Annotated in this window: 26 protein-coding genes; 20 read left to right on the forward strand and 6 right to left on the reverse strand. The window is 45.3% G+C overall.

The features are described from left to right. The first annotated feature begins 74 nt into the window (after positions 1-74). The 13 genes from L1D21_RS14695 to L1D21_RS14755 all read left to right on the forward strand — a co-directional run bounded on the left by L1D21_RS14695 (position 75) and on the right by L1D21_RS14755 (position 10,016). On the forward strand, positions 75-1,034 hold the full coding sequence (locus tag L1D21_RS14695; RefSeq protein ID WP_239846027.1) for a calcium/sodium antiporter: 960 nt from the start codon (positions 75-77) through the stop codon (positions 1,032-1,034). 56 nt (positions 1,035-1,090) lie between these two features. Further along, positions 1,091-2,068, forward strand: coding sequence for a KpsF/GutQ family sugar-phosphate isomerase (locus tag L1D21_RS14700; protein WP_239846028.1), 978 nt, complete (start codon positions 1,091-1,093; stop codon positions 2,066-2,068). 2 nt (positions 2,069-2,070) lie between these two features. Continuing rightward, on the forward strand, positions 2,071-2,622 hold the full coding sequence (gene kdsC / locus L1D21_RS14705) for a 3-deoxy-manno-octulosonate-8-phosphatase KdsC (RefSeq protein ID WP_239846029.1): 552 nt from the start codon (positions 2,071-2,073) through the stop codon (positions 2,620-2,622). Then, a complete protein-coding gene (gene lptC / locus L1D21_RS14710; RefSeq protein ID WP_239846030.1) occupies positions 2,619-3,176 on the forward strand; it encodes an LPS export ABC transporter periplasmic protein LptC in 558 nt (185 codons plus the stop codon). The genes kdsC and lptC overlap by 4 nt, the downstream gene beginning before the upstream one ends. Beyond that, a complete protein-coding gene (lptA, locus tag L1D21_RS14715) occupies positions 3,163-3,705 on the forward strand; it encodes a lipopolysaccharide transport periplasmic protein LptA (RefSeq protein ID WP_239846031.1) in 543 nt (180 codons plus the stop codon). Before lptC ends, lptA begins: the two co-directional genes overlap by 14 nt. Continuing rightward, positions 3,702-4,433, forward strand: coding sequence for an LPS export ABC transporter ATP-binding protein (gene lptB, locus L1D21_RS14720; protein WP_239846032.1), 732 nt, complete (start codon positions 3,702-3,704; stop codon positions 4,431-4,433). Before lptA ends, lptB begins: the two co-directional genes overlap by 4 nt. A 126-nt stretch (positions 4,434-4,559) precedes the next feature. Further along, positions 4,560-6,053 (forward strand): RNA polymerase factor sigma-54, encoded by a 1,494-nt coding sequence (locus L1D21_RS14725; protein WP_239846033.1) that lies wholly within the window; start codon positions 4,560-4,562, stop codon positions 6,051-6,053. A 30-nt stretch (positions 6,054-6,083) separates the two neighbouring features. Further along, on the forward strand, positions 6,084-6,371 hold the full coding sequence (gene hpf / locus L1D21_RS14730) for a ribosome hibernation promoting factor (RefSeq protein ID WP_239846034.1): 288 nt from the start codon (positions 6,084-6,086) through the stop codon (positions 6,369-6,371). A 2-nt stretch (positions 6,372-6,373) separates the two neighbouring features. Then, positions 6,374-6,817 (forward strand): PTS IIA-like nitrogen regulatory protein PtsN, encoded by a 444-nt coding sequence (gene ptsN / locus L1D21_RS14735; RefSeq protein WP_239846035.1) that lies wholly within the window; start codon positions 6,374-6,376, stop codon positions 6,815-6,817. Continuing rightward, positions 6,814-7,668, forward strand: a complete 855-nt coding sequence (rapZ, locus tag L1D21_RS14740) for an RNase adapter RapZ (protein WP_239846036.1) — start codon at positions 6,814-6,816, stop codon at positions 7,666-7,668. The genes ptsN and rapZ overlap by 4 nt, the downstream gene beginning before the upstream one ends. Further along, positions 7,658-7,930, forward strand: a complete 273-nt coding sequence (locus L1D21_RS14745) for an HPr family phosphocarrier protein (RefSeq protein WP_239846037.1) — start codon at positions 7,658-7,660, stop codon at positions 7,928-7,930. Before rapZ ends, L1D21_RS14745 begins: the two co-directional genes overlap by 11 nt. Before the next feature lie 86 nt (positions 7,931-8,016). Further along, a complete protein-coding gene (gene mgtE, locus L1D21_RS14750; RefSeq protein ID WP_239846038.1) occupies positions 8,017-9,384 on the forward strand; it encodes a magnesium transporter in 1,368 nt (455 codons plus the stop codon). Between the two features lie 422 nt (positions 9,385-9,806). Continuing rightward, positions 9,807-10,016: a hypothetical protein gene (locus tag L1D21_RS14755; RefSeq protein WP_239846039.1), complete on the forward strand. Its 210-nt coding sequence runs from the start codon at positions 9,807-9,809 to the stop codon at positions 10,014-10,016. A 91-nt stretch (positions 10,017-10,107) separates the two neighbouring features. Here the strand turns inward: L1D21_RS14755 and L1D21_RS14760 are convergent, their stop codons facing one another. From L1D21_RS14760 to L1D21_RS14770, 3 genes are all read right to left on the reverse strand, one after another. Next, on the reverse strand, positions 10,108-11,652 hold the full coding sequence (locus L1D21_RS14760) for a VCBS repeat-containing protein (RefSeq protein ID WP_239846121.1): 1,545 nt from the start codon (positions 11,650-11,652) through the stop codon (positions 10,108-10,110). Positions 11,653-11,810: 158 nt separating this feature from the next. Continuing rightward, positions 11,811-12,443 carry a tRNA (5-methylaminomethyl-2-thiouridine)(34)-methyltransferase MnmD gene (gene mnmD, locus L1D21_RS14765; protein ID WP_239846040.1) on the reverse strand — a complete coding sequence of 211 codons (633 nt, stop codon included), beginning with the start codon at positions 12,441-12,443 and terminating at the stop codon, positions 11,811-11,813. Between the two features lie 140 nt (positions 12,444-12,583). Beyond that, on the reverse strand, positions 12,584-13,177 hold the full coding sequence (locus L1D21_RS14770; protein WP_239846041.1) for an alpha/beta fold hydrolase: 594 nt from the start codon (positions 13,175-13,177) through the stop codon (positions 12,584-12,586). Between the two features lie 121 nt (positions 13,178-13,298). Here L1D21_RS14770 and L1D21_RS14775 point away from each other — a divergent pair, with 121 nt between their 5' ends. The 5 genes from L1D21_RS14775 (at position 13,299) to L1D21_RS14795 (ending at position 19,022) form a co-directional block, all read left to right on the forward strand. Then, positions 13,299-14,306, forward strand: coding sequence for a class I SAM-dependent methyltransferase (locus tag L1D21_RS14775; protein WP_239846042.1), 1,008 nt, complete (start codon positions 13,299-13,301; stop codon positions 14,304-14,306). Positions 14,307-14,542: 236 nt separating this feature from the next. Further along, positions 14,543-16,888: an ATP-binding protein gene (locus L1D21_RS14780; RefSeq protein ID WP_239846043.1), complete on the forward strand. Its 2,346-nt coding sequence runs from the start codon at positions 14,543-14,545 to the stop codon at positions 16,886-16,888. Position 16,889: 1 nt separating this feature from the next. Beyond that, on the forward strand, positions 16,890-17,783 hold the full coding sequence (locus L1D21_RS14785) for a mechanosensitive ion channel domain-containing protein (protein WP_239846044.1): 894 nt from the start codon (positions 16,890-16,892) through the stop codon (positions 17,781-17,783). A 65-nt stretch (positions 17,784-17,848) separates the two neighbouring features. Further along, positions 17,849-18,739, forward strand: a complete 891-nt coding sequence (locus tag L1D21_RS14790) for an EamA family transporter (RefSeq protein WP_239846122.1) — start codon at positions 17,849-17,851, stop codon at positions 18,737-18,739. Positions 18,740-18,812: 73 nt separating this feature from the next. After that, the gene (locus L1D21_RS14795) at positions 18,813-19,022 is read left to right on the forward strand and encodes a molybdopterin-binding protein (protein ID WP_239846045.1); all 210 of its coding nucleotides are present in this window, start codon (positions 18,813-18,815) and stop codon (positions 19,020-19,022) included. 243 nt (positions 19,023-19,265) lie between these two features. Here L1D21_RS14795 and L1D21_RS14800 read toward each other — a convergent pair whose 3' ends face one another. Together L1D21_RS14800 and L1D21_RS14805 are read right to left on the reverse strand one after the other, a co-directional pair. Then, on the reverse strand, positions 19,266-19,421 hold the full coding sequence (locus L1D21_RS14800) for a hypothetical protein (protein ID WP_239846046.1): 156 nt from the start codon (positions 19,419-19,421) through the stop codon (positions 19,266-19,268). A 428-nt stretch (positions 19,422-19,849) separates the two neighbouring features. Beyond that, positions 19,850-20,788 (reverse strand): SDR family oxidoreductase, encoded by a 939-nt coding sequence (locus tag L1D21_RS14805; RefSeq protein WP_239846047.1) that lies wholly within the window; start codon positions 20,786-20,788, stop codon positions 19,850-19,852. Between the two features lie 192 nt (positions 20,789-20,980). Here L1D21_RS14805 and L1D21_RS14810 point away from each other — a divergent pair, with 192 nt between their 5' ends. Beyond that, complete coding sequence (locus L1D21_RS14810; protein WP_239846048.1) at positions 20,981-21,607, forward strand: MliC family protein; 627 nt, start codon at positions 20,981-20,983, stop codon at positions 21,605-21,607. An 86-nt stretch (positions 21,608-21,693) separates the two neighbouring features. Further along, on the forward strand, positions 21,694-23,604 hold the full coding sequence (locus L1D21_RS14815; RefSeq protein ID WP_239846123.1) for an alkaline phosphatase D family protein: 1,911 nt from the start codon (positions 21,694-21,696) through the stop codon (positions 23,602-23,604). Here L1D21_RS14815 and L1D21_RS14820 read toward each other — a convergent pair. Next, the gene (locus tag L1D21_RS14820; RefSeq protein ID WP_239846049.1) at positions 23,601-24,527 is read right to left on the reverse strand and encodes a pseudouridine synthase; all 927 of its coding nucleotides are present in this window, start codon (positions 24,525-24,527) and stop codon (positions 23,601-23,603) included. The two genes, L1D21_RS14815 and L1D21_RS14820, sit on opposite strands and share 4 nt — an antisense overlap. Between the last annotated feature and the right edge of the window lie 22 nt (positions 24,528-24,549).

The following is a 24,549-nucleotide window of genomic DNA, read 5'->3' on the forward strand; positions in this document are numbered from 1 at the left end:
TTATCGCAATACTTTCAATTTTGTTCAAATCCAGCGAAAATGCGCGGCAGACTAATAAACATTAATGGACTTAAATGCTGTTTAATATTTTTTTACTTATCGTTGGTTTAGGTGCCCTAGTATGGAGTGCCGATAAATTTGTCTACGGCGCAGCAGCCTTTGCTCGCAACTTAGGGTTACCTCCAATGCTCATCGGTCTAACCATTGTCGCGATGGGCAGCTCCGCACCTGAGATGTTTGTGGCAGCAACCGCATCAATGGAAGGTATGACAGATACCGCGATAGGCAATGTATTAGGTTCGAATGTCGCTAATATCACTTTAATATTAGGTATCACAGCATTGTTTGGTGCCATCTCGGTGAGTTCTCAAACGCTTAAACGTGAAATTCCAATGATGTTAGGCGCAACCTTATTAGCCGGTTACTTTCTGTTTGATGGTCAACTCACTCGCATCGAAGGGGTGATCTTAATGGGATTGTTTTTCGCTTTAATGGGATATCTTATCTGGCATGCCATTAGAAACAAAGAATCTGACCCTCTGGTCGAAGAGGCTGAAAGCGAGATCCCTAAAGATGTGCCAACCGTAAAAGCCATACTATGGTTAGTTGTAGGGCTGGTTTTATTACCATTATCAGCCGACTGGATGGTACAAGGTGCAGTAGGTATCGCCAAAGCCTATCATTTATCAGATTTAGTGATCGGCTTAACCATTATTGCCGTCGGCACCAGCTTACCTGAACTAGCAGCCTGTATTGCTGGGGTACTGAAGAAAGAAGATGATCTGGCCATTGGAAATATCGTCGGTTCAAATCTATTTAATATTTTAGCGGTACTGGCTTTACCCGCATTAATCGCACCGGGTGCCGTTGATGCCGCTGCCAGTTCACGTGATTTTTATATGGTATTAGCGACCAGTAGCGCCTTGGCTATATTGGTTTTATTAACGGGTAAAGCACGCCAATTAAGACCTTGGCATGGCGCAGTATTATTAGCGACCTTTGTCGCTTATCAAGCGTTACTTTTTCTATCCTAACTTGATGTTAGGCGCCGGCTAACAACAACGCTGGTTAACAACAAAGAGAGAGCAAAATGGTAGATGTAAATCAATTACGCCAATGGGGACGCAATGTTATCGATATCGAGCGCAATGCATTGGATAATCTATACCAGTATGTCGACTCCATTGAATTTGCTAAAGCTTGTCAACTGATCCTTTCCTGTACCGGAAAGGTGATTGTGATGGGCATGGGGAAATCGGGCCATATAGGCAACAAAATTTCCGCAACCTTTGCCAGCACAGGTACGCCAGCTTTTTTTGTTCATCCCGGCGAAGCCAGTCATGGCGATCTGGGTGTACTCAGTGAAAATGATATAGTGCTTGCTATCTCCAACTCTGGCGAGTCCGATGAGATCCTCACCTTAATGCCCGTAATTAAGCGCATGGGGCTTCCTGTGATTGCGGTGACGGGTAAACCTGAGTCCAACATGGCAAAGCATTCTGTTGTTCACTTATGTATTGAAGTGCCAGAAGAAGCTTGTCCGCTTGGCCTGGCTCCCACATCCAGTACCACGGCGACACTGGTCATGGGCGATGCTTTAGCCGTTGCGCTATTACAAGCTCGAGGCTTTACTAAAGATGATTTTGCCCTGTCTCATCCAGGTGGAAGTTTAGGTCGTAAACTACTCTTAAAAGTCAGCGATGTGATGCACACAGGAAACGAGTTACCCATGGTTACTCAAGATATCTGCATCACCGAAGCCCTATATGAGATCTCTAAGAAAGGTTTAGGCATGACCTCAGTTACCGATAGTCAAGGTAAGTTAGCGGGTATCTTTACCGATGGTGATTTACGCCGGGTAATAGATGCAGGCGTGAACTTACGTACGACTCCAATAAGTGAGGTGATGACCGCGGGATGTGTCACTGTCAGCGATGGCATTTTGGCCGCCGAAGCGTTAAAAGTCATGGACGAGAAAGAGATAAATGGTCTTGTCGTTATCAACGAACAGCAACAACCAATCGGTGCGCTTAATATGCTCGACTTGGTCAAAGCGGGGGTTATTTGATTATGGCTCATCAAGGTTTTTACGGCCCCATTAGCGATACTGTTTGGAATAAAGCCAAACAGATAAAACTACTGATCTGCGACGTCGATGGCGTGTTTTCCGATGGTCTGGTGTACATGAGTAACTCAGGTGATGAACTTAAAACCTTCCACACCCGCGATGGATATGGCGTACGCTCTTTGTTAACCAGCGATATTCCAGTCGCGATTATCACCGGCCGCAAATCTAAAATTGTCGAAGATCGTATGACCGCATTAGGCATTACCCATATCTATCAAGGTATCGACAATAAGATGCAGCCGTATGAGGAGTTACTCAAACTGTATCAGGTCAGCCCGGAACAAGTGGCTTATATTGGCGATGATATGGTCGATCTACCTGTCATGCAGCAAGTCGGCTTATCAGTATGTGTGGCCGATGGCCATCCGTATGTTAAGCAACATGTTGATATGATAACAAATATCAACGGCGGCCATGGTGCCCTAAGAGAATTGACAGATCTTATTTTATTGAGCCAAGATAAGTTCGATTCGGCCCATGGTATGAGTATATGAATAGAGTTACCCTGGCAATCATTGCGTTTTTTGGCGCCGCATTAATCCTATATTGGCAGGTTCAAGTTAAGCGCAGCAGCCATGATGCCAGCTTAGATAGCATCGATCGCCCTGATTATGTTGTTAATAATTTAAAGAGTGTACAGTACAACGAGAAAGGGAATGTGAATAGTCGAGTATCGGCAAGCCATATGGAGTTTTACGCCGATAAGAACATCACCTACTTTTCAAAACCCATATACTTGGTTTATCCCGATAAAGGTGATGCCCAATGGCGTTTACGCTCCACTAAAGGCACCTTAGATAAAAACAGCGGACGAGTGACATTAGAAAATGATGTTATTATTGATGCCATCAGTCCTAATGAACCCATCCAGACAATAGAAACCACTTATCTGGAACTGGATTTAAATACGATGATCATGACCTCAGATAGGAACATCCGTATCACTAGCCGCGATTTTTTCATTACCGGTCAAGGTTTACAGGCTGATCTCAACGCGCAAAATGTACGACTCTTGAGTCAGGTAGAAGGAACATATGAAACTAAATAAATTGATTCTTGCTGGTGCACTAGCCCTTGCTAGTCTTAACGCCACCGCCAAGGAAAATGACCTACTGCAAGAGGTTAAAATTTCTGCTGCCAGTCAAGAGGCAGATATAAAAAACAATCAGGTCATCTTTAATGGCCCGGTAGAGATCACTCAAGGTTCAATCAAGATTAAAGCCGATGAGCTACGAGCCTTCAGCAAAGAAAACGACGGCGGTAAAATCCTCATTGCCGTGGGTAATCCTGCCACCTATTCACAAGTCATGGAAAATGGTCGCCCAGCATCTGCAAGTGCGAAAGAGATCCGTTATGAACTATCCAATCGCACTTTAACTCTGATTGGTAATGCCACCCTAGAACAGGAAGGCAGCCAAGTGACGGGTAACCAAATCCGCTATAACATTGAGCTACAACAGCTGATCGCCGAGAGTAAAGATGGCGATCGAGTGATCACCATTATTCAGCCTGAAAACTATCAAGAAGAGCAACAACCTCCTGCAAAAGAGCAGCCAGAACAGCAGGAGCAACAATGACAGATCTTACCCTCAAAGCCGTTAATTTAGCCAAGAGTTATAAAAGCCGTGCAGTGGTGCAAGATGTCAGTCTAACGGTAAAAACAGGCCAAATTGTTGGTTTGCTTGGCCCTAATGGTGCCGGTAAAACCACCACCTTCTACATGGTTGTCGGCCTCGTTCAAAGTGATAAAGGAAAAATCTTTATCGATCAAGACGATCTCACTCTCGACCCTATGCACCTTAGGGCTCGAAAAGGCATAGGTTATCTCCCCCAAGAGGCGAGCATTTTTAGAAAATTGTCGGTTCACGACAACATCATGGCTGTGCTGCAAACTCGCCGTGAGCTTAATAAAGCAGCCCGTGAAGAAGAGTTAGAACATCTGCTTGAAGAGTTTCACATTACCCATATTCGCGACAGCTTAGGCATGGCACTTTCTGGTGGTGAACGTCGCCGTGTTGAGATTGCCAGAGCCCTAGCCGCTAATCCTAAGTTTATTCTGCTTGATGAACCCTTTGCTGGGGTCGATCCCATCTCTGTTATCGATATTAAAAAAATTATTGAGCAACTTAAGAATCGTGGACTCGGCGTACTTATCACCGACCACAACGTCCGTGAAACCTTAGATGTTTGCGAAAAAGCCTATATCGTCAGCCACGGTAATCTCATAGCCGAAGGCACACCAGCACAGATCTTAGACAACCAGCAAGTACGTGCAGTGTACTTAGGCGAACAATTCACGCTATAGTTATTTATATAACCTGTAGGGCAATGACGAAGATCTCTGCCCTGATAAATATATTAGCCTTAACACATAAGGCAAAACACTTAAGCTTTCTCACTTTATAAGTAGAAACAAGGGAATAGCAGTTAGATGAAAGCGTCACTTCAGCTCAAAATGGGTCAACATCTCACCATGACTCCCCAATTGCAACAAGCGATTCGTTTGTTGCAATTATCGTCATTGGAACTGCAACAAGAGATCCAACAAGCATTAGAATCCAATCCGCTTTTAGAGCTAGATGACGAGCTAGAAAACAGCAGCAATGACGCACAAGAAAGTCGTGATAACGACAATGACAGCTATGAAAACAATTTTGACGACAAGCTCAAAATAGACTCCAGCCAAGACAATTCTGGCATAGAAACTTCCGATGCACTGAATCAAGACTCTATGCCTGACGAGTTGCCCGTCGATACCACTTGGGATGAAGTTTATACCGCCTCTCCTAATTCCAGTTCAGGCGCCATGCGCGATGATGACATGCCCTTTCAAGGTGAAACCAGCGAAGGCTTGTATGAGCATTTAGAGTGGCAAAAAAATCTCACACCTTTTTCTGACAACGATTTAGCCATTGCAACCGCCATTATCGAAGCCATCGACGAGCGCGGTTACCTCACCCAAAGTTGTGACGATATCCTTGAAGCTATGGGCGATCCAGAAATTGAGCTCGATGAGATTGAAGCAGTATTAAAGCGGATTCAACACTTCGACCCTATTGGGGTCGCAGCACGAGATCTACGCGAATGCCTCATTATTCAGCTGGCGCAATTTAGCCACGATACTGCCAATATTGGCAACGCGAAAATGCTCATTAACGAACATTTAGATCTAATTGCCGGCAGAGACTTTCGCTTATTGATGCGAAAAACTAAACTCAAAGAAGATGAGTTACGAGACGCCATTGCGCTGATCCAGACCCTCAATCCTCGTCCAGGTTTGGCCATCACCGCCAGCCGAGATGAGTATGTGATCCCGGATGTCACAGTGACCAAGAAAAAAGGGCGCTGGGTGGTCGAGCTAAACCCGGATAGTATGCCTAAGATTAATGTAAACCAGCATTATGCATCTATGGCACGTAGCACTAAGAATCAAGCCGATAGCCAGTTTATTCGTGGACATCTGCAAGAGGCAAAGTGGTTTATTAAGAGTTTAGAAAGCCGCAATGACACCCTGTTAAAGGTCACCAATTGCATTGTGGACTTCCAACAAGGATTTTTTGAATTCGGGGAAGAGGCGATGAAACCTATGGTACTCAACGACATTGCAGAAGCCGTTGAGATGCATGAGTCGACCATATCCAGGGTAACGACACAAAAATATATGCACACCCCAAGGGGCATATTTGAACTAAAATACTTTTTCTCCAGCCACGTGGGGACCGACGATGGTGGAGAGTGTTCTTCGACAGCGATACGCGCCTTCATTAAAAAGTTGGTCGCGGCAGAAAATCAGAAGAAACCATTAAGCGACAGCAAGATGGCGCAATTATTAGCAGAACAAGGTATCCAGGTAGCGAGACGAACCATCGCCAAATACCGTGAAGCCATGCTAATCCCGCCATCGAATCAACGTAAGAGTTTGTAATCAACAATTGGAAACCGGAGGACTGATTTTATGCAAATAAACCTAACTGGGCACCACATAGAGATCACCCAATCGCTACGCAATTATGTTGAAGAGAAATTTACAAAACTTGAACGGCATTTCGATCAGATCAATAATGTCCACGTTGTATTAAATGTTGAAAAATTGATGCAAAAAGTTGAAGCAAAGCTACACCTTCGGGGTGGCGAAGTCTTTGCGACATCTGAGCATGCGGACATGTATGCCGCAATAGACTCCCTGATCGACAAATTAGATCGTCAGGTTATTAAACACAAAGAGAAGCTTACTAAACATTAACGATGGAACTTAGTACCATCCTGCGGCCGGAGTGCACAACCTGCGCCACTCCGGGCAGTAAGAAAAAGGTACTGGAACTTATCAGCGACTTAGCCGCTGCCCAGTACCCACCCCTTTCCTCTCAAGAGATTTTTGAAAGCCTTCTGGCTAGAGAGAAAATGGGCAGCACAGGTATAGGCAATGGTATCGCGATCCCCCACGGGAGGCTGACTAGCATTACGCAACCGTTGGCAGTACTCGTAAAATGTGCTGAACCAATAGCATTCGATGCCATTGACAATCAGCCTGTCGATATACTTTTTGCATTATTGGTGCCCGCAGATCAATGCGAACAACACCTGAGTACATTAGCGGCCATGGCCGAAAAGTTGAATGATAAGAGCGTCATGAAACAGCTAAGGAAAACCCAAGATGAAGCAGAACTCTATCAGGTGATAACCCAATGAAATTGGTGATGGTATCCGGGCGTTCGGGATCAGGTAAGTCAGTAGCACTGAGGGTTCTCGAAGACCTCGGGTACTACTGTGTCGATAATCTGCCCTTGCAGATGATGGAATCCCTGCTCACCCAACTTAAAGACAGTAACGAACTCGTCGCGATTAGCGTCGATGTTCGTAATATGCCTAGCCAAGATATCCAGCTTGATAAGCAGTTCGCTAACCTTCCTAAAGATATCGAACTGCAAAGCTTCTTCCTTGATGCTTCCGACGATGTTCTGCTTAAACGCTACAGCGAAACCCGCCGACTTCACCCTCTTTCGCGTTCAAAGGTATCACTCAAAGATGCCATAAAACTTGAAGGCGAAATGCTAGAGCCTATCGCTAAGATCGTCGATCATTATATCGATACTTCCCATCTTAATATTTATGATCTGAGTGACAAAGTAAGAGAGATCTTGCTTGGCACCGTAGATAAAGAGTTGGTGATTAACTTCGAGTCTTTCGGCTTTAAATATGGCATGCCCAGCGAAGCTGACTTTATGTTCGATGTGCGTTTCTTGCCAAACCCACACTGGGAGCCAGATCTACGACCGCTCACAGGGCTAGATGAACCAGTGCAATTTTTCCTGCGTCAGCAACCCTTAGTGCACAAGTTTATCTGGCAGATAGAAAACCTGATCGAAACTTGGCTACCACATTTAGAACGCAACAACCGTAGCTATCTGACTATCGCTATCGGCTGTACAGGTGGGCAACATAGATCTGTCTATGTCACCGACCAGCTAGCCAAGCTGTTTAGCAGCAGCAAGCATAAAGTTCAGGCACGTCACCGAGAGCTGAAACAAGATGAAACTTGAACGCCAACTCACCATCTGTAATAAGCTGGGATTACATGCCAGAGCAGCAACCAAGCTGGCAGTATTAGCCGCCACCTTCGATGCCGAAGTGACCCTTATACAAGGTGAAAAACAGGCCTCCGCAGCTAGCGTACTAGGCTTACTCATGTTGGAAACCGGCATGGGAAAAACCATCACAATCACCAGCGAAGGCAAAGATGCACAGGCCGCACTCGATGCGGTCAGCGCGCTTATTGACGCCAAATTCGAAGAAGCCGTATAATCTGCCCACTTTTGATCGTTTAGACTTAATTCGTTCTATAATAATCAATTGTTTATGCCATAAACATATCTTTGGGGAGAAGAGCGATGCCGCTCGAAGTGTTAGACAGTGAAACCACAGATCAACGTCTACATCAGCTAACTCAAGCCCTAAATAGCGGTATGTTCGTCCATGTACGTAAGATGCTACACGACATGGCAGCATCAGATATCGCCTTTATTTTAGAATCTTCCCCACCACGCACTCGCCAAGTGCTGTGGCAATTGATTGACCAATCCCATACCGGTGAGATCCTTGACGAACTCGGTGAAGAGCTAAAAGATCATCTGATCACTCAGATGAGCCCAGAGCGAGTCGCCAAAGCCGCTGAAGGTATGGATACCGACGATCTGGCCTATATTCTGCGTAGCTTACCTGACAGCGTATTTAATCAAGTACTGCAATCGATGAGTTCACAAGATAGAGCCCGTGTCGAACAGGCACTGTCCTATCCCGAAGATACCGCTGGCAGCTTGATGAATACCGATACGGTCACCTTGCGCCCCGACGTCAATATAGATGTTATCTTACGTTATCTGCGTATTCGCGGCGAACTGCCAGAGGCCACAGATACCCTTTATGTCGTCGATAAATATGACAGCTTATTGGGCGGGGTAAGTATTGCCGATCTGCTTACCTGCGATCCCAATGCTTCGGTACGCGACATCATGAATGATGATCTCGAAGGAATTCCGGCATCGATGGATGATGGTGAAGTCGCGCAGTTATTCGAACGTCATGACTGGATATCCGCTCCTGTGGTCGAAGATCAAACCAACCGCTTATTAGGACGTATCACTATCGATGATGTGGTAGATGTCATTCGTGAAGATGCCGAACATTCCATGATGGGGATGGCAGGTATGGATGATGATACCGACACCTTCGGTCCAGTATTAAAGAGTACACTTCGCCGCTCATTATGGTTGACCATTAACCTGTTTGCCGCACTATTGGCCGCTTCGGTCAGCAATATGTTTGAAGGGACCTTAGAGCAGTTTGCCACCATTGCGATTTTAATGACCATTGTTCCCAGCATGGGCGGCGTCGCTGGCAATCAGACCTTAGCCCTGGTGATCCGTGGTATCGCTTTGGGGCAGATTGGCCAGAGTAACTCTCGCTGGCTTATCGGCAAAGAGTTGGCTATTGGTTTCTTAAATGGTCTGCTGTGGGCATTGTTGGTATTTGCCGCTATCTGGTTATGGAAGGGGGATATGCAACTGGGCGCTTTAATTGGCGGCGCTATGCTCATCAATATGACAGTGGCGGGATTTGCCGGAGCCTGTATTCCCTTGCTACTCAAGAAGCTGAATGTTGACCCAGCCTTAGCTGGCGGCATGGTGTTAACCACAGTAACCGATGTCATTGGCCTATTTGCCTTCTTAGGTCTGGCGACTCTGTTTTTACTTCACTAGCTTGATTATGCGGTGGCAGATCGCCGCCGCTTTAGCTTCTGATATTTCCTCTCCCTCAACCCGTTTGAATCCGCTAACTGCACTGCCTTGGTGATGATTTATCGCCATTTTGGTGCGAACTCCCACCGACTAACAACTCGATAAGCCAGAAATACTGCTAAATAAATTGGCATAAGTTTCGCTTAATAATCTCCAGCGGGATATAAATAGCCTGAACTCGGGATAACGAGTGTCGGAAAATCTAAATTTAACAAGCTAATTCAATGCTATAAACGATTAGTTCGAAAAGGAAAGTCTATTTCCTGACTGAATAAGCAGATTTTTTTGCATATCAAGGCGCTCTGTCGTACACCATAGCGAGCTATGGTTAGACAGAGCTCAGGTTAAATACAACAGCAATAATTACCAGGGAGATGCCGAACATGCAGCTAGATGTACATGAATTTAAGCAGATGGTGGTGAGTGAGTTAGAAATGGGCAACCCATTGCCTTCGGAAGTAGCCAATCAATACGGCATCTCCAGTCATAAGGTCTATAGTTGGATGCGAGAACGTAGACAAACTAAACCGCAGGAACATTCGCTGCAAACCGAGATCACGCAAATCCAACGCCATCAACAAAGACTATGCTGAATCGAGTTTAGCTTAAAATAAATTCGGCTCGACTCAGATGTTATTACTGACAGCTATTGCGATAACTATTGCTGATAACTATTGCTGATAACTATCGAGACAAGAATACGATAAATTGTCGCTGTAGGGTTTTGCTGTCTTGGCGGCCATAACTCATCAAGAGATCGGCCTTGCCATCGGCGTTGAGATCACTGCTGATCACTAGCTTACCATCACTAGGCAATGACAGTTTAAAGCCGCGCGTTTTACTGCTGAAGATATCGCCACTGGCTTGTCCCCAAAATAGATTCAAGGCGTCATCGCCATCAGACAAAATAAGATCCTGATAGCCATCACCATTAAAATCGGCTAAGTGCACCACAGGACTACCACTCTGCCCCGAAGTCAGACTAAAACTCAGTTCTACCGACTCGCTGACATTGGGCTTTTTAGGAAACTGTCCCTGGCCATCTTGTTTAAACAGATACACATCTTGATCTATGCTACCCGACACTAAAGCCCCAATGACTTGTGATAAACCAATATCGAAGCCGGATACCAGCACTTCATCAACCTTATCATTATCAATATCGCGTAATTCAAATCCTGTCAGCGTGCCATCGGCGCGGATCACATTGTCAGCTTGTTTGGCAAAACTGACCGTTTTGTCCCCTTTTCGGCCCAGATAGATTTCATAGTCATTGACCCTATCCAGAACCCCCGAACTCTTGGTATAGCGCACCACCATATCGACCAAACCATCATTATTGGTGTCTTTTAACTGCTCGACCTTACGATAAGTCAGGTTACTCTGGTCAAGCGCCTCGCCATAAACGTCACGCTTATTCCACCAATCGAGCCCACTGATGGCGATGCTTACGGGTAAAAAAGTGGCTATGGTGGAAAACAGACCATCGGCCTGCTGAGGGTAAAACTCGAGTTCGCCTTCGGCAATTTTGATTATATCCTCTCGCCCATCAAGGTTAAGATCGGCAAAATAGCGGCTAGCCTCGATATATCGAGCGCCATCTCGATATTGTAAGACCTGCGGGGTGATAGGCAGCCATTGGCTCATAAACTGGCCATCGGCTTGCTGGATAAATAACTGAGTCTGAGTAAAACCGCCGATAATAAAATCATCCAATCCATCTTTATTAAAGTCACGTACAAAATGACTGCGAGAGATAAAATCGGCTCGAGACTTTTGCAATAAGGGCGTAACTGGGAGTAACGCTTTAAATTTTGCCTTTTGCTCAGTCACTTCCAGCTTAAGCAGTTTTGACTCGGAAAGAAAATAGAGTGCCTGTGGCCGACTTAATGTGTCATCTTCTGCAGTTATATCGAAGGCTAAAAATTCTGGTGGCAAAGACAGGCGATGTAACTGTCGATATAGGCCATTTTCGCTATCTAAGCCATAAATAGACAACCATGAACGCTGCTGTTCATCAATCGCGAAAATCAGCAGCTCTTTATTGGCATTCCCCAATAGATTAAGACTCAAGATAGGTTGTGTAAGACGAAATTCAGTGTCTATGGTTTGCAATGTATGGGAAATCTCTGGCTCGGCCGACACAGTAAAAATCGATCCCAGCAAGCATAAGCCTACGGCTATCGCTCGACTAAATTTTTTTTGATACCAAGACACATCTTTATTCATTTCTGTCACGGGGCGACTTCCTTATTGCTAAGTCCATTTATTAACCAATACCTTGCTACTGCATATCTGAATGATTAATGCTTAAATGTTAAATACCTAAATGTTTACCGATTAAGTATTTAATACCTAAGTGCTAACCCAGCCTTGAAATTAGGCTATCACCTTTTCCATGCACGGGTCATCTCTCGACGCCCCAAAGCCCCAGGGTAAGGTTTAACCTCAAAACCTGCCGCCTTCAAATTACGTTTAAACTGGCCATTGGCACAATAACTGACTAATAAACCCTCTGGCATCATCATAGGATATAGACGATCGAAATTGTCTTGCCTCCATAGCTCAGGTTGTTTACTGGGAGCAAAACCATCGTAGTACACCAAATTTATCGACGCTGGTACAGCCGTGTAATTCTCAAGTTTGCCATGAACTTTATGCAGCATAAATCCAGGTACTATCTCTACATCTTGATCCCATGGCGCCTGATGTAACTTATCAAACAGCGCAGCCACTTCGGCATTCAGGTACTGCTTATAGTTGAGCTCAGCAATCACCTCATGCGGCACAGGATAGGCTTCAACTGTCACAAAGCGTATCGGCTTTGTCACCTCGCCATCTGCAAGCGCTTGCTGCAACGTTAGCATTGCATTCATCCCTGAGCCGAAACCTAGCTCCAAAATACTCACTTGCTCAAATTGAGGCGATAACGCATTAAAACCTGCATCAATATAAACATATTCAGACTCACTGAGCGCACCATTATGAGAATGATAACTGTCATCAAACAGGCTACTCATTAAAGTGTGGCTCCCATCTTTAGTCATCTGTATATGGATTTTGTTCATAACACATCATACTTTTCAAAGTTAGCGGCAAGATAAAGTGACCGATTATAAGGGAAAGCCTAACCGAGTGAGAACAGGACTATTTAAACTGATTACGATTTGTCTAAATCAAGCTGCTCTGTAGCGGTCAGTAGCGCTTCAACGACTCGGCGACTGTAGATCATCGACAGATGTAACGGCACCTTGAACACTTGGTTATTCGCTATCGACCAGTGGGAACTGCGACTAGGCACTATGGTAAAATCCAGCGGCGTTCGAAACGAATACAGCGGAATATCGGCTAGCCCTTGTTGCTGTTGATTGAGCTGGTTTAATAACGTGCTTCCGGGTCTTAACTCGCGAAAAGCCTGAGAAGGATAAGGTAGATAGGCCATGTAACTACCGTTGTGGGGCGAAGAAATAGTAAACAGCGCTCGAGTCCTTTTATCACCCCCTAAACATTGCAGATAATAACGCGCCACAACGCCGCCCATGCTAAATCCAATTAATACTACTGGGGCGTCTTCACCTAGCTCAGCATCGATAGCCGCTTTTAGCATTTGCGCTCCATAGGCAATCCCTTTACGACCATCAAAAGGGGCGATTGTCGGACTAATACAGCGATATCCCTGACGCTCAAATCGATTACGCATCCAACTCATAACTCGACCCGTGTTAAAAATGCCATGGACTAATACAATTGTCATCGCCTTGCCTCTGCTTATAAAGTCAGCTCCATCAGCAGTATGGGAACTATTTCCTCCACATTAAAGCGATTTTTGCTATCATGTGCCACCTTAATCCCTCGCCCACAACGGACTGCAAACCATGTCGCTCAGCCAACTATTAACCAAGGCATTCGATCAGCGTGCACAACTTATTGCTGATGCCAAGGTCAATCGCACTGACTGTTATCGCGTATTTCATGGCACCGTCGAGGGTATCAGCGGTTTGAATATCGACAGATACGGTGATGCTTGGCTCATCCAAACATTTCACCAATCACTTACTGAAGATGAGCTAAGCCAAATCAGCCAAGTCTTAACTCAAACAGAAGCGCTGCCGATCGTTTACAACGACAGATCGGATAAAAACTCTCGTATTCTCAACCCGATTGATGAGTCACTCGAGCAATTTGCCATAACGCCACAAGTGATCGAAGAAAACGGCATTAAATTCACCAGCAAGTTACGCCACGAAGGACAAGATCCGCTGCTGTTTCTCGACATGCGTGTCGGCCGTGAATATGTCAAAGCCCACAGCCAAGACAAAAGCGTTCTTAATCTGTTTTCCTATACCTGTGGCATAGGCACCGCTGCCGCAGTAGGCGGTGCTCACAGAGTAATAAATGTGGATTTCTCTTCATTTGCGCTGGCTGCAGGGCGTGAAAATGCTCAGCTTAACGGTGTCGAGACAGTCTGTGAATTTGTCAAAAGTGATGCCTTTCCCGCTATGCGTCAGCTCGCGGGGTTAAAAGTCGGTGGTCGTCGAAATCAGAAACTGCCTACTTATCCTAAACTCAGCCCGACTCAATTCGACTTAGTGTTTCTCGACCCACCACGGTTTGCAAAGAGTCCATTTGGCACAGTAGATTTAATCAATGACTATCAAAGCCTATTTAAGCCAGCCATGATGGCCACCCGCGCTGGCGGCACTATCGTCTGTTGTAATAACGTCGCTAAAGTCGATGCAGAAACCTGGTTCCAAGCGTTAATTCGTTGCGTCGAGAAGCAAGGCCGTCAAGTGAGTCAACATCAATGGCTGGCTTGCCATAGTGACTTTCCCTCTTTCGATGAAAGCCATCCATTAAAGATTGTCGCGTTAACGCTAAATTAACTAGCGCTAGCTCACCATCTGCAAAATAAATGCAGATGCATTTAATTTAGCCACTAGAGCTAACTTGCCTTTACAAGTATAGTTATCAATAAGGTATTCATTACTAGCCATTTTATGGCTTCAATTTAGTCTTTGGTGCGTCCCAAAAGCACCGTGTACCGAACATTAAGTAACAACTACTTAGCATCAAACTAGACTAAATTGTGGCAGATCATCCAGCGAGATAAGTGAGCATTATGACAAGAATCCTGCAAATCATATTGTCATTACTGGCGTTGCAAGCCTTTGCTGCGCATGCAGATTGGGAACAAGAAACCCAACCGACAACGCCTGCGGTTTCTGAAGCAGCCACAGAACTAGCTGCAACCATCAGCGAGCTTCCCGATCCGCTATTTATTAGCGAATCAGATCGGCGCCGCGTCGATAGGTTATTAGCGGGCACATTACGCCAGATAGATAGAGATATTCAATCCTTCAAAAGTGCCTTAAGCCGCTATCATACCAACAGCGACAAGGCAAACTGGCTGGAAGTACAAAATCAACAGTTGACCTTAGTTAGCCTAAGTCAGTCTAAACAAACCCTGCTCAAACTCAGCTCTACCGATCTGTTTAATAAACTCACGGGTTTTGGCCCTCGAGGGGTTACCCAATTTAAAACCGAATTGAAACTGGCGCAGCTAAATACCGAATATTTAATCTTACTTCAAATTCAAAGTTTTAAAGCTTTTTTACGGGACTTAACCATTTCACCAGTCCCCATTCTCGCCGCCTTCTTTAAACTATTACTGGTCTATTTACTGCTTAACTGGTGGTTAAAACACAGTAAGAATATTATTCGCCAGCTAACCCAATCACCGACTCAAGGAATGTCGCCACCTTGGTGGGCAAGACTACTCTGGTACATAGGCTCGGCCAATCGCCCTATTGCATGGCTAATTGCCATCACCTTATCACTACGCATATTAAGCAGCTTACCCAGTTTGCAGCATCTGATCTTTCTCGAGATCATCATCTGGTGGATCCTCGGTGGTTCGATCATCATCAAATTCATGCTGGAATTTGCTTATCGCAACAGCCGTAACACTAATAAACCCATTACTGCACTGCGCCTCTCGACCATTCGTTACTATGTTTGGAGCGTGATCGTTACCGGGGTGATTTTGCAATTAGCCCAACGATCTATAGGCCAAGGTACTATCTATCATTGGATCACCAACCTGGTGTTCTTCTGGTTTATTTTCATTACTATTTTGGTGATCCATAAATGGAAGTCGCACGTTTTCAGCGCCAACCATGAACAACTCGACACACCGATTTGGATCACTTGGGCGATTAACAATAAAAACCATCTGGTTTTATCCACCTTTGCTACTGCACTAATGATGTTCTGGCTGGTCACTCGCAGCGCTAAACAATATGTTATCGCCAACTTGTCACAATACGCATTTTTCAGCCAAGCTTTGGCCTACCTCTTTCGCATTGAAGTGGCCAAACAAACCAATAATCATGGTGCTAACAATAACTTGGTACGCATCAAACGTGACGAGGTTTATCAGTATATTTTGCCGGGCCGTGAAGACAGTGAGCTTATCGATTATCCCGCGACTGAGCTCAAGCAGCTTTCGCAATATTTGCTGTCCGATAATCCTTCTATGTGTGTCGTCAGTGGTGAACGGGGAATTGGCACCACCACTCTGTTGAAGCAATTACACTATAAGGTGAAAAACGCTACAGCGATCTATATCAGCTGTCCAAATGGCGGTTATTGTGAATTAATTCCACAACTTGCGACCGAATTAGGTCTAGACAGTGATGCCAGTGAAATTCAAATATTAAGCCATCTGCGTAAGAGTGAAATCTGCTATTTCATCGCCATTGATAACGCCCAACGTTTAGTCAAACCTCGGGTTGGCGGCCTAGGCGACTTGATTAAATTTACTAATTTGATGCGTCGTTCGAAGAAAAACCACCGCTGTGTACTGGCTATCGAAAAATCCAGTTGGCGCTTTGTAGATCGCGCCCGAGGTGAACGCTTACTGTTCGACCATGTGGTGTTTTTACCCAGATGGAGCGAAGCACAAATTGCCGAGCTTTTAGCTTCACGGATCAATACCGATATCGAAAAACCGGTCACTTTCGAAGGTTTAGTGGTACCCAAACAATGGGATCAAGACGAGATCACCGAAGAGGAACGCGCTCGCATCGGCTTCTTCCGTATTCTCTGGCATTATGCCGATGGTAATCCAACGGTCGCGTTGCGCTTTTTCCGTTTGTCACTGCGACGAGATAAAACAACCAATGACGTAGTCGTGCGTCTGTTTAATGCTCCAACCAATGAGGACTTAGAGAAGATGCCCAAGCCGATGTTGGCTATATTACGTTCTGTAGTACAGCTGGAGGTCTCTTCTCCCGAAGAACTGTCGGAATGTACTCAGCTGACCATCGCCGAGGTGATCGGCACACTCAGGTATTTCGAAAGTCGCGGCTATATCGAATGGACCGATGATAAGGCCCGTATCTCAGATCACTGGTATCGCTATATTACCAATGCCCTCCACCGTCAGCATCTTTTGGTGAAGTAATATGAGTAAACTGTTATTAACACTCACACTTTTAACTTTGAGTTCAATGGCTTTTGCCAGTGAAGATCCTAATGCACATCTGGAAAACTTAACTCAAATCACGAGTCTTATTCGTTGGAGCGGGGTGATCTTCTCGGTTATCGTCCTGCTTGCGGCTTGGTTACTGCTACGCTTTGTCGGCAAGGTGGTCGATGGCGTCAGCAGCCAGTTTGTGCAATATCGAATGATGCTGCAAAAGCTACAATCCTTCTTCCAGTTCTTTATCTATATGACCGCCGGGATAGTGGTCTTTATGATGAGCTTTAGGATCAACGAACAGATCCTCACCCTGATAGGTGGTACGCTGGCGGTGTCTATCGGCTTTGCTATGAAAGATCTTGCCGCTTCTTTTATTGCCGGTCTCACCGTAATGATTGACCGACCTTTCCAAGTCGGCGATCGCGTTACCTTCGAAGGCCATTATGGCGATATTGTCACTATCGGCTTACGTTCGGTCAGAATGCGCACCTTAACCGATGACATCATCACCATTCCCAATAACAAGTTTCTCAGTGAAGTCACCATGAGCGGTAACTATGGTGAACTAGATATGCAATGTGTGATCCCCTTCTATGTGGGTATGGATCAAGATATCAATCTGGCACGTGACCTGATTCAAGAAGCGGCGTCATCGAGTCGTTATATTCACTTGCCTAAGCCGGTCGTGGTATTAGTGAGTCAATCTATGGCTGAAAACTACTTGGCGATTAAACTCACCTGTAAGGCCTATGTGGTCGATACCATATATGAAAAATTGTTCGAAACGGATATCACTCTTAGGGTAATGAAAGAGTTTAAAAAACATGGAATTAATCCTCCAGAAATTGCCGTTCGCAGCAAGATCAATAATGATTGATTAACCCTTTATCGCGAATAAGAGTGACTTTTTAAAGCCGTTTTACTGCTTTGCAGAGACAGATGATGAATGTACTGTTAGCCATGATCCCGGCTTTTTTCTGGGGTACGACTTATGCTGTAACCCAGTTTACTCTTCCCGAATGGCCACCTCTGTTACTTGGCGCACTTCGCGCTCTCCCTGCCGGATTGATATTGCTAGCGATAAAACCTAGCCTGCCACAACGACAAGATTGGTCCATCTTGTTCAAATTAGGCACACTCAATATTGCCGCTTTCTTCTGCTTAATTTTCGTTATGGCGCTGACGCTGCCTTCGGCCATATCCGGGGTCGGAATGGTTTCGGTACCCGTATTTGCCATGCTGTTTCACTGGCTGCTGAGTAAGCAGCGGCCAAGTAAAATTCAGACGCTCTGCGGCGCTGTTCTTATCGGTCTTGCATGGTTGCTGTTTGATCCCAGAGCCATCAGCCTCAATCCCATCGGCTTAGCGGCCATGATGGCTGCAATTAGCTGTATTATTATTGGTAGCACCATTACCAAAACTTTAGGTGGGCGCATCCATTGGTGGACCGTATTAACTTGGCAACTAATCATCGGTGGTGCTTTATTAGTGTTAGCTTCACTGCTGCATTGCATCTGGCAACCGACAGAATATATACAGGCATACGAAGGGCTCAGCCAGACCAATTTCATTGGCATCATCTGGATTATTTTGCTCAATACTGTACTGGGCTACAGCATGTATGTCTGGTTACTACAACGCATGAGTGTGGTCGACTTTACCTTTGGCGGTATCGCTAATCCCATTGCCGGTATTGTCTCGGGGATCTTGTTACTCAACGAGGCTTTTAGCCTACATCAATATCTATTGATGGCCGGGATGATTATCGCCTCTTTGGCGCCACAACTTATAGAGCGGTTAATCCAAAAACTACGGACAAATAGCAGCCGATAACTTATGCTGAACACGCTGTCTGCAATCCTGTGGTAAATACGTTATTTTTATTCAAGTAAAGGAGAAATCATCAATGAAGATCAGTGCACGTAACAACCTAACGGGTAAAATTAAATCTATCGATGAAGGTTCTGTTAACAACGAAGTGGTTATCGAGCTGGCACCTGGAGTCGAAATCACGTCAGTGGTCACTAAGAAATCATGCGAACAATTAGGACTGGTTGTAGGTGGAAATGCCTATGCCATTATCAAAGCCAGTAACGTCATGGTTGCGGTAGACTAAGACTAATTTGAACTATTTTTGGGAGTTGGGGCTAACCTTCGAGGTAGCCTCGGCTACCAAAGGTCCGGTAAAACTTACACTCTTAGCAACTTTGATGACGCTTCTTTTTATTCTACTTTGTGACTCAGATGAGTCATCAATACTGACTAATCAAAAACTGCCATCAAAAATCAGTTAGCTAAAAATCTCACCCTCTAGCCTGAAAGCTCAACCAAAGAGAGCATGAGCAAAGAAGCCCTTAAATCAGTTGTAGCCCAAAATATAACAGTCGGGCTCTTCATCTTTAAGGTCGGTCTCATTACCATCGAGCATCTTTTCTAAATATTGACTGCGCTGCTTGCGATAGCTATCAGACTCAACATCTTGCGGGATCTGTCCTTGGTTCATCTTGTGTTCCATAATACCAACCTATTTATTAACACATTAAAAAATCATTCCAAAATTTGGAGCTTTTGAAAGCCAATATTGAGAACAGCAGCAACGAATTAGATCGATTTAAATCAGATGCGAATAACCTTGCCTAAACAGCATCTCCAAATATCAATGATGTTTTATTTTTCAAACGCTCACCATTTGATTTAAAGACGGATAAGCGCCCTTGTCAATGAATTATATTGGTAATACAACTAGACCGTTAAAATATACTTAGCAAAAACCATAAACAGTAATACACTGTTTTAAAACAACTTACCAGGAATTTAAAAACAAAAAAAGAATAAACCAAAGGACTGTTTTTAATCTAAAATTTAATTTAAGAATCCCTAAAATAGGGTTTTATGAGTGCTCATTAAAACAAACAGGCGTTTATTTTAGGCTAATCAATAGGCTCAATCAGTCATAAAAAATCTCGAATAACCTGAGCTCGGGATAAGCAGATTAGATGAATTGGCAAGGCTTTGTTTTATCCCTTGCTCAAAATTTACCTGGCTAAATATCCCTAAATCAGCCAAACGCTGACAAGATAAACTGCAATCTCTTGGCCTCTTGGCGTTATCAGATGGCATTGATACAGGGGAGATATGATCGCAGCTTAGATCTAACCCCGCAGCCATTCGCTGCAACATTTGATATTTAGTCATACGCTCAAGGGCGCTAAAATGATAAATGCCTTTAACGTCAGCGCGTTCTTGCTGCCTATTGAGTAGCTTTTCGATAGCACCAGCAATATCTAAAGTCGATGTTGGACTTCGTATTGCCCAATCATCTTGCCGCTGAGGAGAGCTGTCCAACAGCTGCTTAAGTAACACCAATACCGCTGACTCTGCTAATTGCTCAACTGCACCATACAAGATAGGTAAACGCAAAATCGCAAAGCCGTTATCGACTGCAAGCACCGCCCGCTCGCCTTGCCATTTCGACTCACCATAAAAATTAACCGGACTTGGCTCAGCTGTCTCAGGATAATCTGGTTTAGTACCGTCGAACACATAATCGGTAGAGATATACAGCAACCAAGCCCCATTAGCCTTCGCAGCTTTAGCAAGATTACTTGATGCTCTGACATTAAGTGCCAATGCAGCTTCTGGCGACTGTTCTGATACATCGGGACGACGCTCGGCGGCGCAATGAATAATCATATCCGGTTGCTGGGTAGCAATAAATTGCTGTACCGCTTCAGCTTGGGTTAAATCAATACGATGAACACCGATTCCAGCTCTAGAAAAACCACAAGGGAGCACTCGATAGCTTTCACTTTGCTCAAGTTGTTTCACCACAGCTCGGCCTAGTAAGCCTGTGGCTCCAGTTATCATCACGTTTAATTTCATTAGTCCCCCCAAATACCCTGTCGCCCTAATATAAAGCTAAGATGCTCAATTATACTCAAGCCTCTCTATTTGATTAACTATCTGACAAACGGCAGCTTAATTCATCATTACTTTCATTTAATTTGCCGACCCGCTGCCGAAACGATATCCTCAATAGACACAATGGATTTGTTTTAATGCAGGGGATTCACCATGAACAGATATCTGCTATTACTCGTGAGCGCAAGTCTCTCACTACCAGGCTGCGCAACTGAGGTACCACAACCTAAACCTCAAGTGCAGCCATCACTCTCCGCCAGTTATGACTGTAGCCAACCGGGCTTAAGCAGTGCTGAAACCCTGATATGCAGCGATCCGCAACTGGTTAAGCTCGACAATCAAATGGCCAAGGTTTATGCCCAGGCAACGGAAAAAGCCCAAAATGAGCATCCATCAAGTCTAGCGGCTATGCAAAGAGGTTGGATTAAGGGACGTAATGAATGCTGGAAAAGCACCGAACCTAAGCAATGCATCAGCGACAGTTATACTCAGCGGATCACTGAGCTTCAAGCTAAATATCGTCTGGTTAATCACTCAGAGCCCGTCTATTTTGGCTGTGATGGCAATCCAGCCAACGAAGTCGTAGTGACCTATTTCAGTACTGAGCCAGCCAGCTTGATTGCCGAGTATGGCGATAGCAGTTCCTTAATGACACTTCAGCCCAGCGCAAGTGGTACGCGCTATCAAGGTAGAAATGAAAGCTTTTGGGAACATCAAGGCGAAGCCAGCATTACTTGGGGTTATAATGCACCAGAGATGAAGTGCAAGGTAAAGCAGTAGCCTGCTGATTTAATAGCAATTGAGCCGTAATGATTAAAGACATGGATGCCGAAACTGCCGACTTACCCCTGCTGATAGCAGGTCCTATGCTGCGTCACTGCGATCAAGATAATTTCACCCTTTGGCTGGTCAGCAGCAAACGGCTTAATCAGCTAGAGTTGCAACTCGGGAAGCAGCGATTTCAGATCCATGCCTCCTCGATTGCTCAAGCAGAAACTAACCCAGAGCATATCCAACGTGTCGATTGTTTTAAGTTAGGCGAGCAGGCGTTTCAATACTTGATTCACCTCAAGCGACCTCAGCTTAATCCAGTCGATATCGCCATTCCGTATCGGCTGCATGACGGACAATACGGCGAACTGTTTAGCAATATCGATAACCTCACTTATAGCGAGGCGTCTTGTCCCGAGTTTGTGGTAAAAACAGATATCAATAAGCTAATACATGGTTCCTGTCGCAATGCTCACCATCACAGTGACGATGCCCTAGTCGCCTGCGATACCTTACTCGAACAAAACAACGGCTTACTCCAACAAGATGACCCCCTAGCGCACAGACCCGCACTCTTGATGCTCAGCGGCGATCAGATTTATGTCGATGATGTGGCAGGCCCCATGCTATACGCCATAGGTAAAGTCATTGACCTGCTCGGACTTAAAGATGAGCAATTTCAACAGCAGCCATTGTTGAGCGCCAAACCCATAAGCTACCAAGCTGAGCAGATGTACCTCAGGCATAAACAGCTGTTGCCTCATACTGAGTATCCCGCAGGAAGTGCCTTAGTTCGTTGGTATATCAATCATCCGATTTTCACCTCCTCTATAGCCGAGAATCATTTGGTTAGCCTTGCCGAAATCTGCGCCCTGTACCTGCTCTACTGGTCCCCTGAGTTATGGCAGCTAATCGATATTCCGAAACAAGTTGATGGCTTAACTAAGACCAACCAGCTGCGATGGCAACGAGAATGGCAACACCTACTGGAATTTAAAGCGGGGCTCGCGCAGGTCAGACGCCTAATGGCGCACCTACCGACTTACATGATTTTTGATGATCATGACATTACCGATGATTGGAATCTCACCGCAAAATGGGAACAGGCAGCCTATAGCCACCCCTTCTCTAAACGCATCATAGGTAATGCTTTGATTGACTACACCCTATTCCAAGCCTTAGGCAATCAGCCTGAAAAATTTACTAGCATAATGCCGAAGATGAGCGAGTTATTAGCGCATACAGACACCCAGCATCCGCAAGACTTACATGATGAGCTGATAGACAATTTACTCCATTTCGAACAGTGGCATTACACTCTCAATACCCGCCCTAAACTCGTGGTGCTCGATACTCGCACCCAACGCTGGCGCAGTGAATCAAACCTCGCTAAACCTTCGGGGTTAATGGACTGGGAAGCCTTAATGGAATTTCAGCAACAACTGGTTGCTCAAGACAAAGTGATTATCGTCTCGGCGGCGCCCATCTTTGGGGTCAAACTGATAGAAGCGGTGCAGCGAAGCGCGACCTTTATTGGCGCCTCGCTGTTAGTCGACGCCGAAAACTGGATGGCACATCCCGGTACAGCAAACACCCTTTTGAGTATTTTCCAGCACAGGAAGACACCGGATCAATTCGTGATTTTATCTGGCGATGTTCACTACTCTTTTGCTTACGACATTAGCATTCGTTTTCGCACTATGACGCCAAAGATTTATCAAATTACTTGTAGTGGTATTAAAAACCAGTTCCCAGAAAAGTTACTGCCGCTATTCGATAAGCTAAATGGCTGGCTATATGGTCATTTTTCACCGCTAAACTTTTTCACGAAACGCAAACGTATGTCTATTCGAGGTAGGCGTCCTGACGATCATCACAGTCGCCGCTTAGTCAATAAAAGCGGTATAGGCATAGTGACCCTAGCAGCCAATGGTGCACCGACAGAGATCAGTGTGCTACATGCCGATTCCAGTCAGACCCATTTCAAACCACCAAGACAAAGTTAACGAGTACCAGAGTCTGCTAGCTGAATATCGGCTAAGGCAATATCAATCTGGCGACCGCAAATGGGATCGCTAAATTGCAGCCGCTGTGCCAGCAACATCAATGGCGAAGCGTAATCATCTACCGCCTTAGGCTGCAAACAGGGATAACATCTGTCGTTGATGATCGCCATACCTAGGCTGTGCATATGAAGCCTCAGCTGGTGAGTTCTGCCAGTGATCGGCGATAACTGAAATCGGCCTATGTCGCCCATGACTTCAACTAATGCAATTTCAGAATGACTATTCGCCTCACCCGCGACCAGCTGACGAGTAAAGCTTGGGCTTGCGGCTTCAATCCGGTTTTTGACCGTCCAGCAGCGTGGAGCTTGCAATATTCCTTGAGGGTATTGCTGTTTGAGTTCATCGGTTAAATAGGCCAGCGCCTGATAGGTTTTGCTAATGTGACCGTCACGAAACAGACTGTGGTAAGCATCGCGATATTGTGGCTGTTTCACCAAAAGAACCAAGCCCGCAGTCGCTCTGTCGAGACGATGAGCCGGTACTATGTGTTCATTCTCACACTTGATACGTAAACGGTTTACCAAACATTCGTTCACCACTTGGCCACTGGGACTCAGCGCGAGAAAAGCCGGTTTATAAGCGATAATAATCCGCTCATCCTGATATAGCACCGCCTCCTCAAGTGGAATTTTTCTCTCTTGCGGCACTTCACGGTAATAATATACTCGCTGCTTAGGGCGGTATTCACTGTCCAGTGTTACCCACTCGCCGCCATGCCAATACACCTTGTTATCGATAATACGACGTCGCCAAACCGACGCATCAATTTGAGGGAATTTTTGCACTAAAAACTCGAACACGGTAGCGACAGCAGATGACGTTTCGGGAAGGACAACAGATGATGCTTGGGTCGCACGAACCATAATTGTTAAAACCTAAGCCTAA

The sequence above is a fragment of the Shewanella sp. Isolate11 genome (assembly GCF_022398315.1).
Classification (GTDB): domain Bacteria; phylum Pseudomonadota; class Gammaproteobacteria; order Enterobacterales; family Shewanellaceae; genus Shewanella.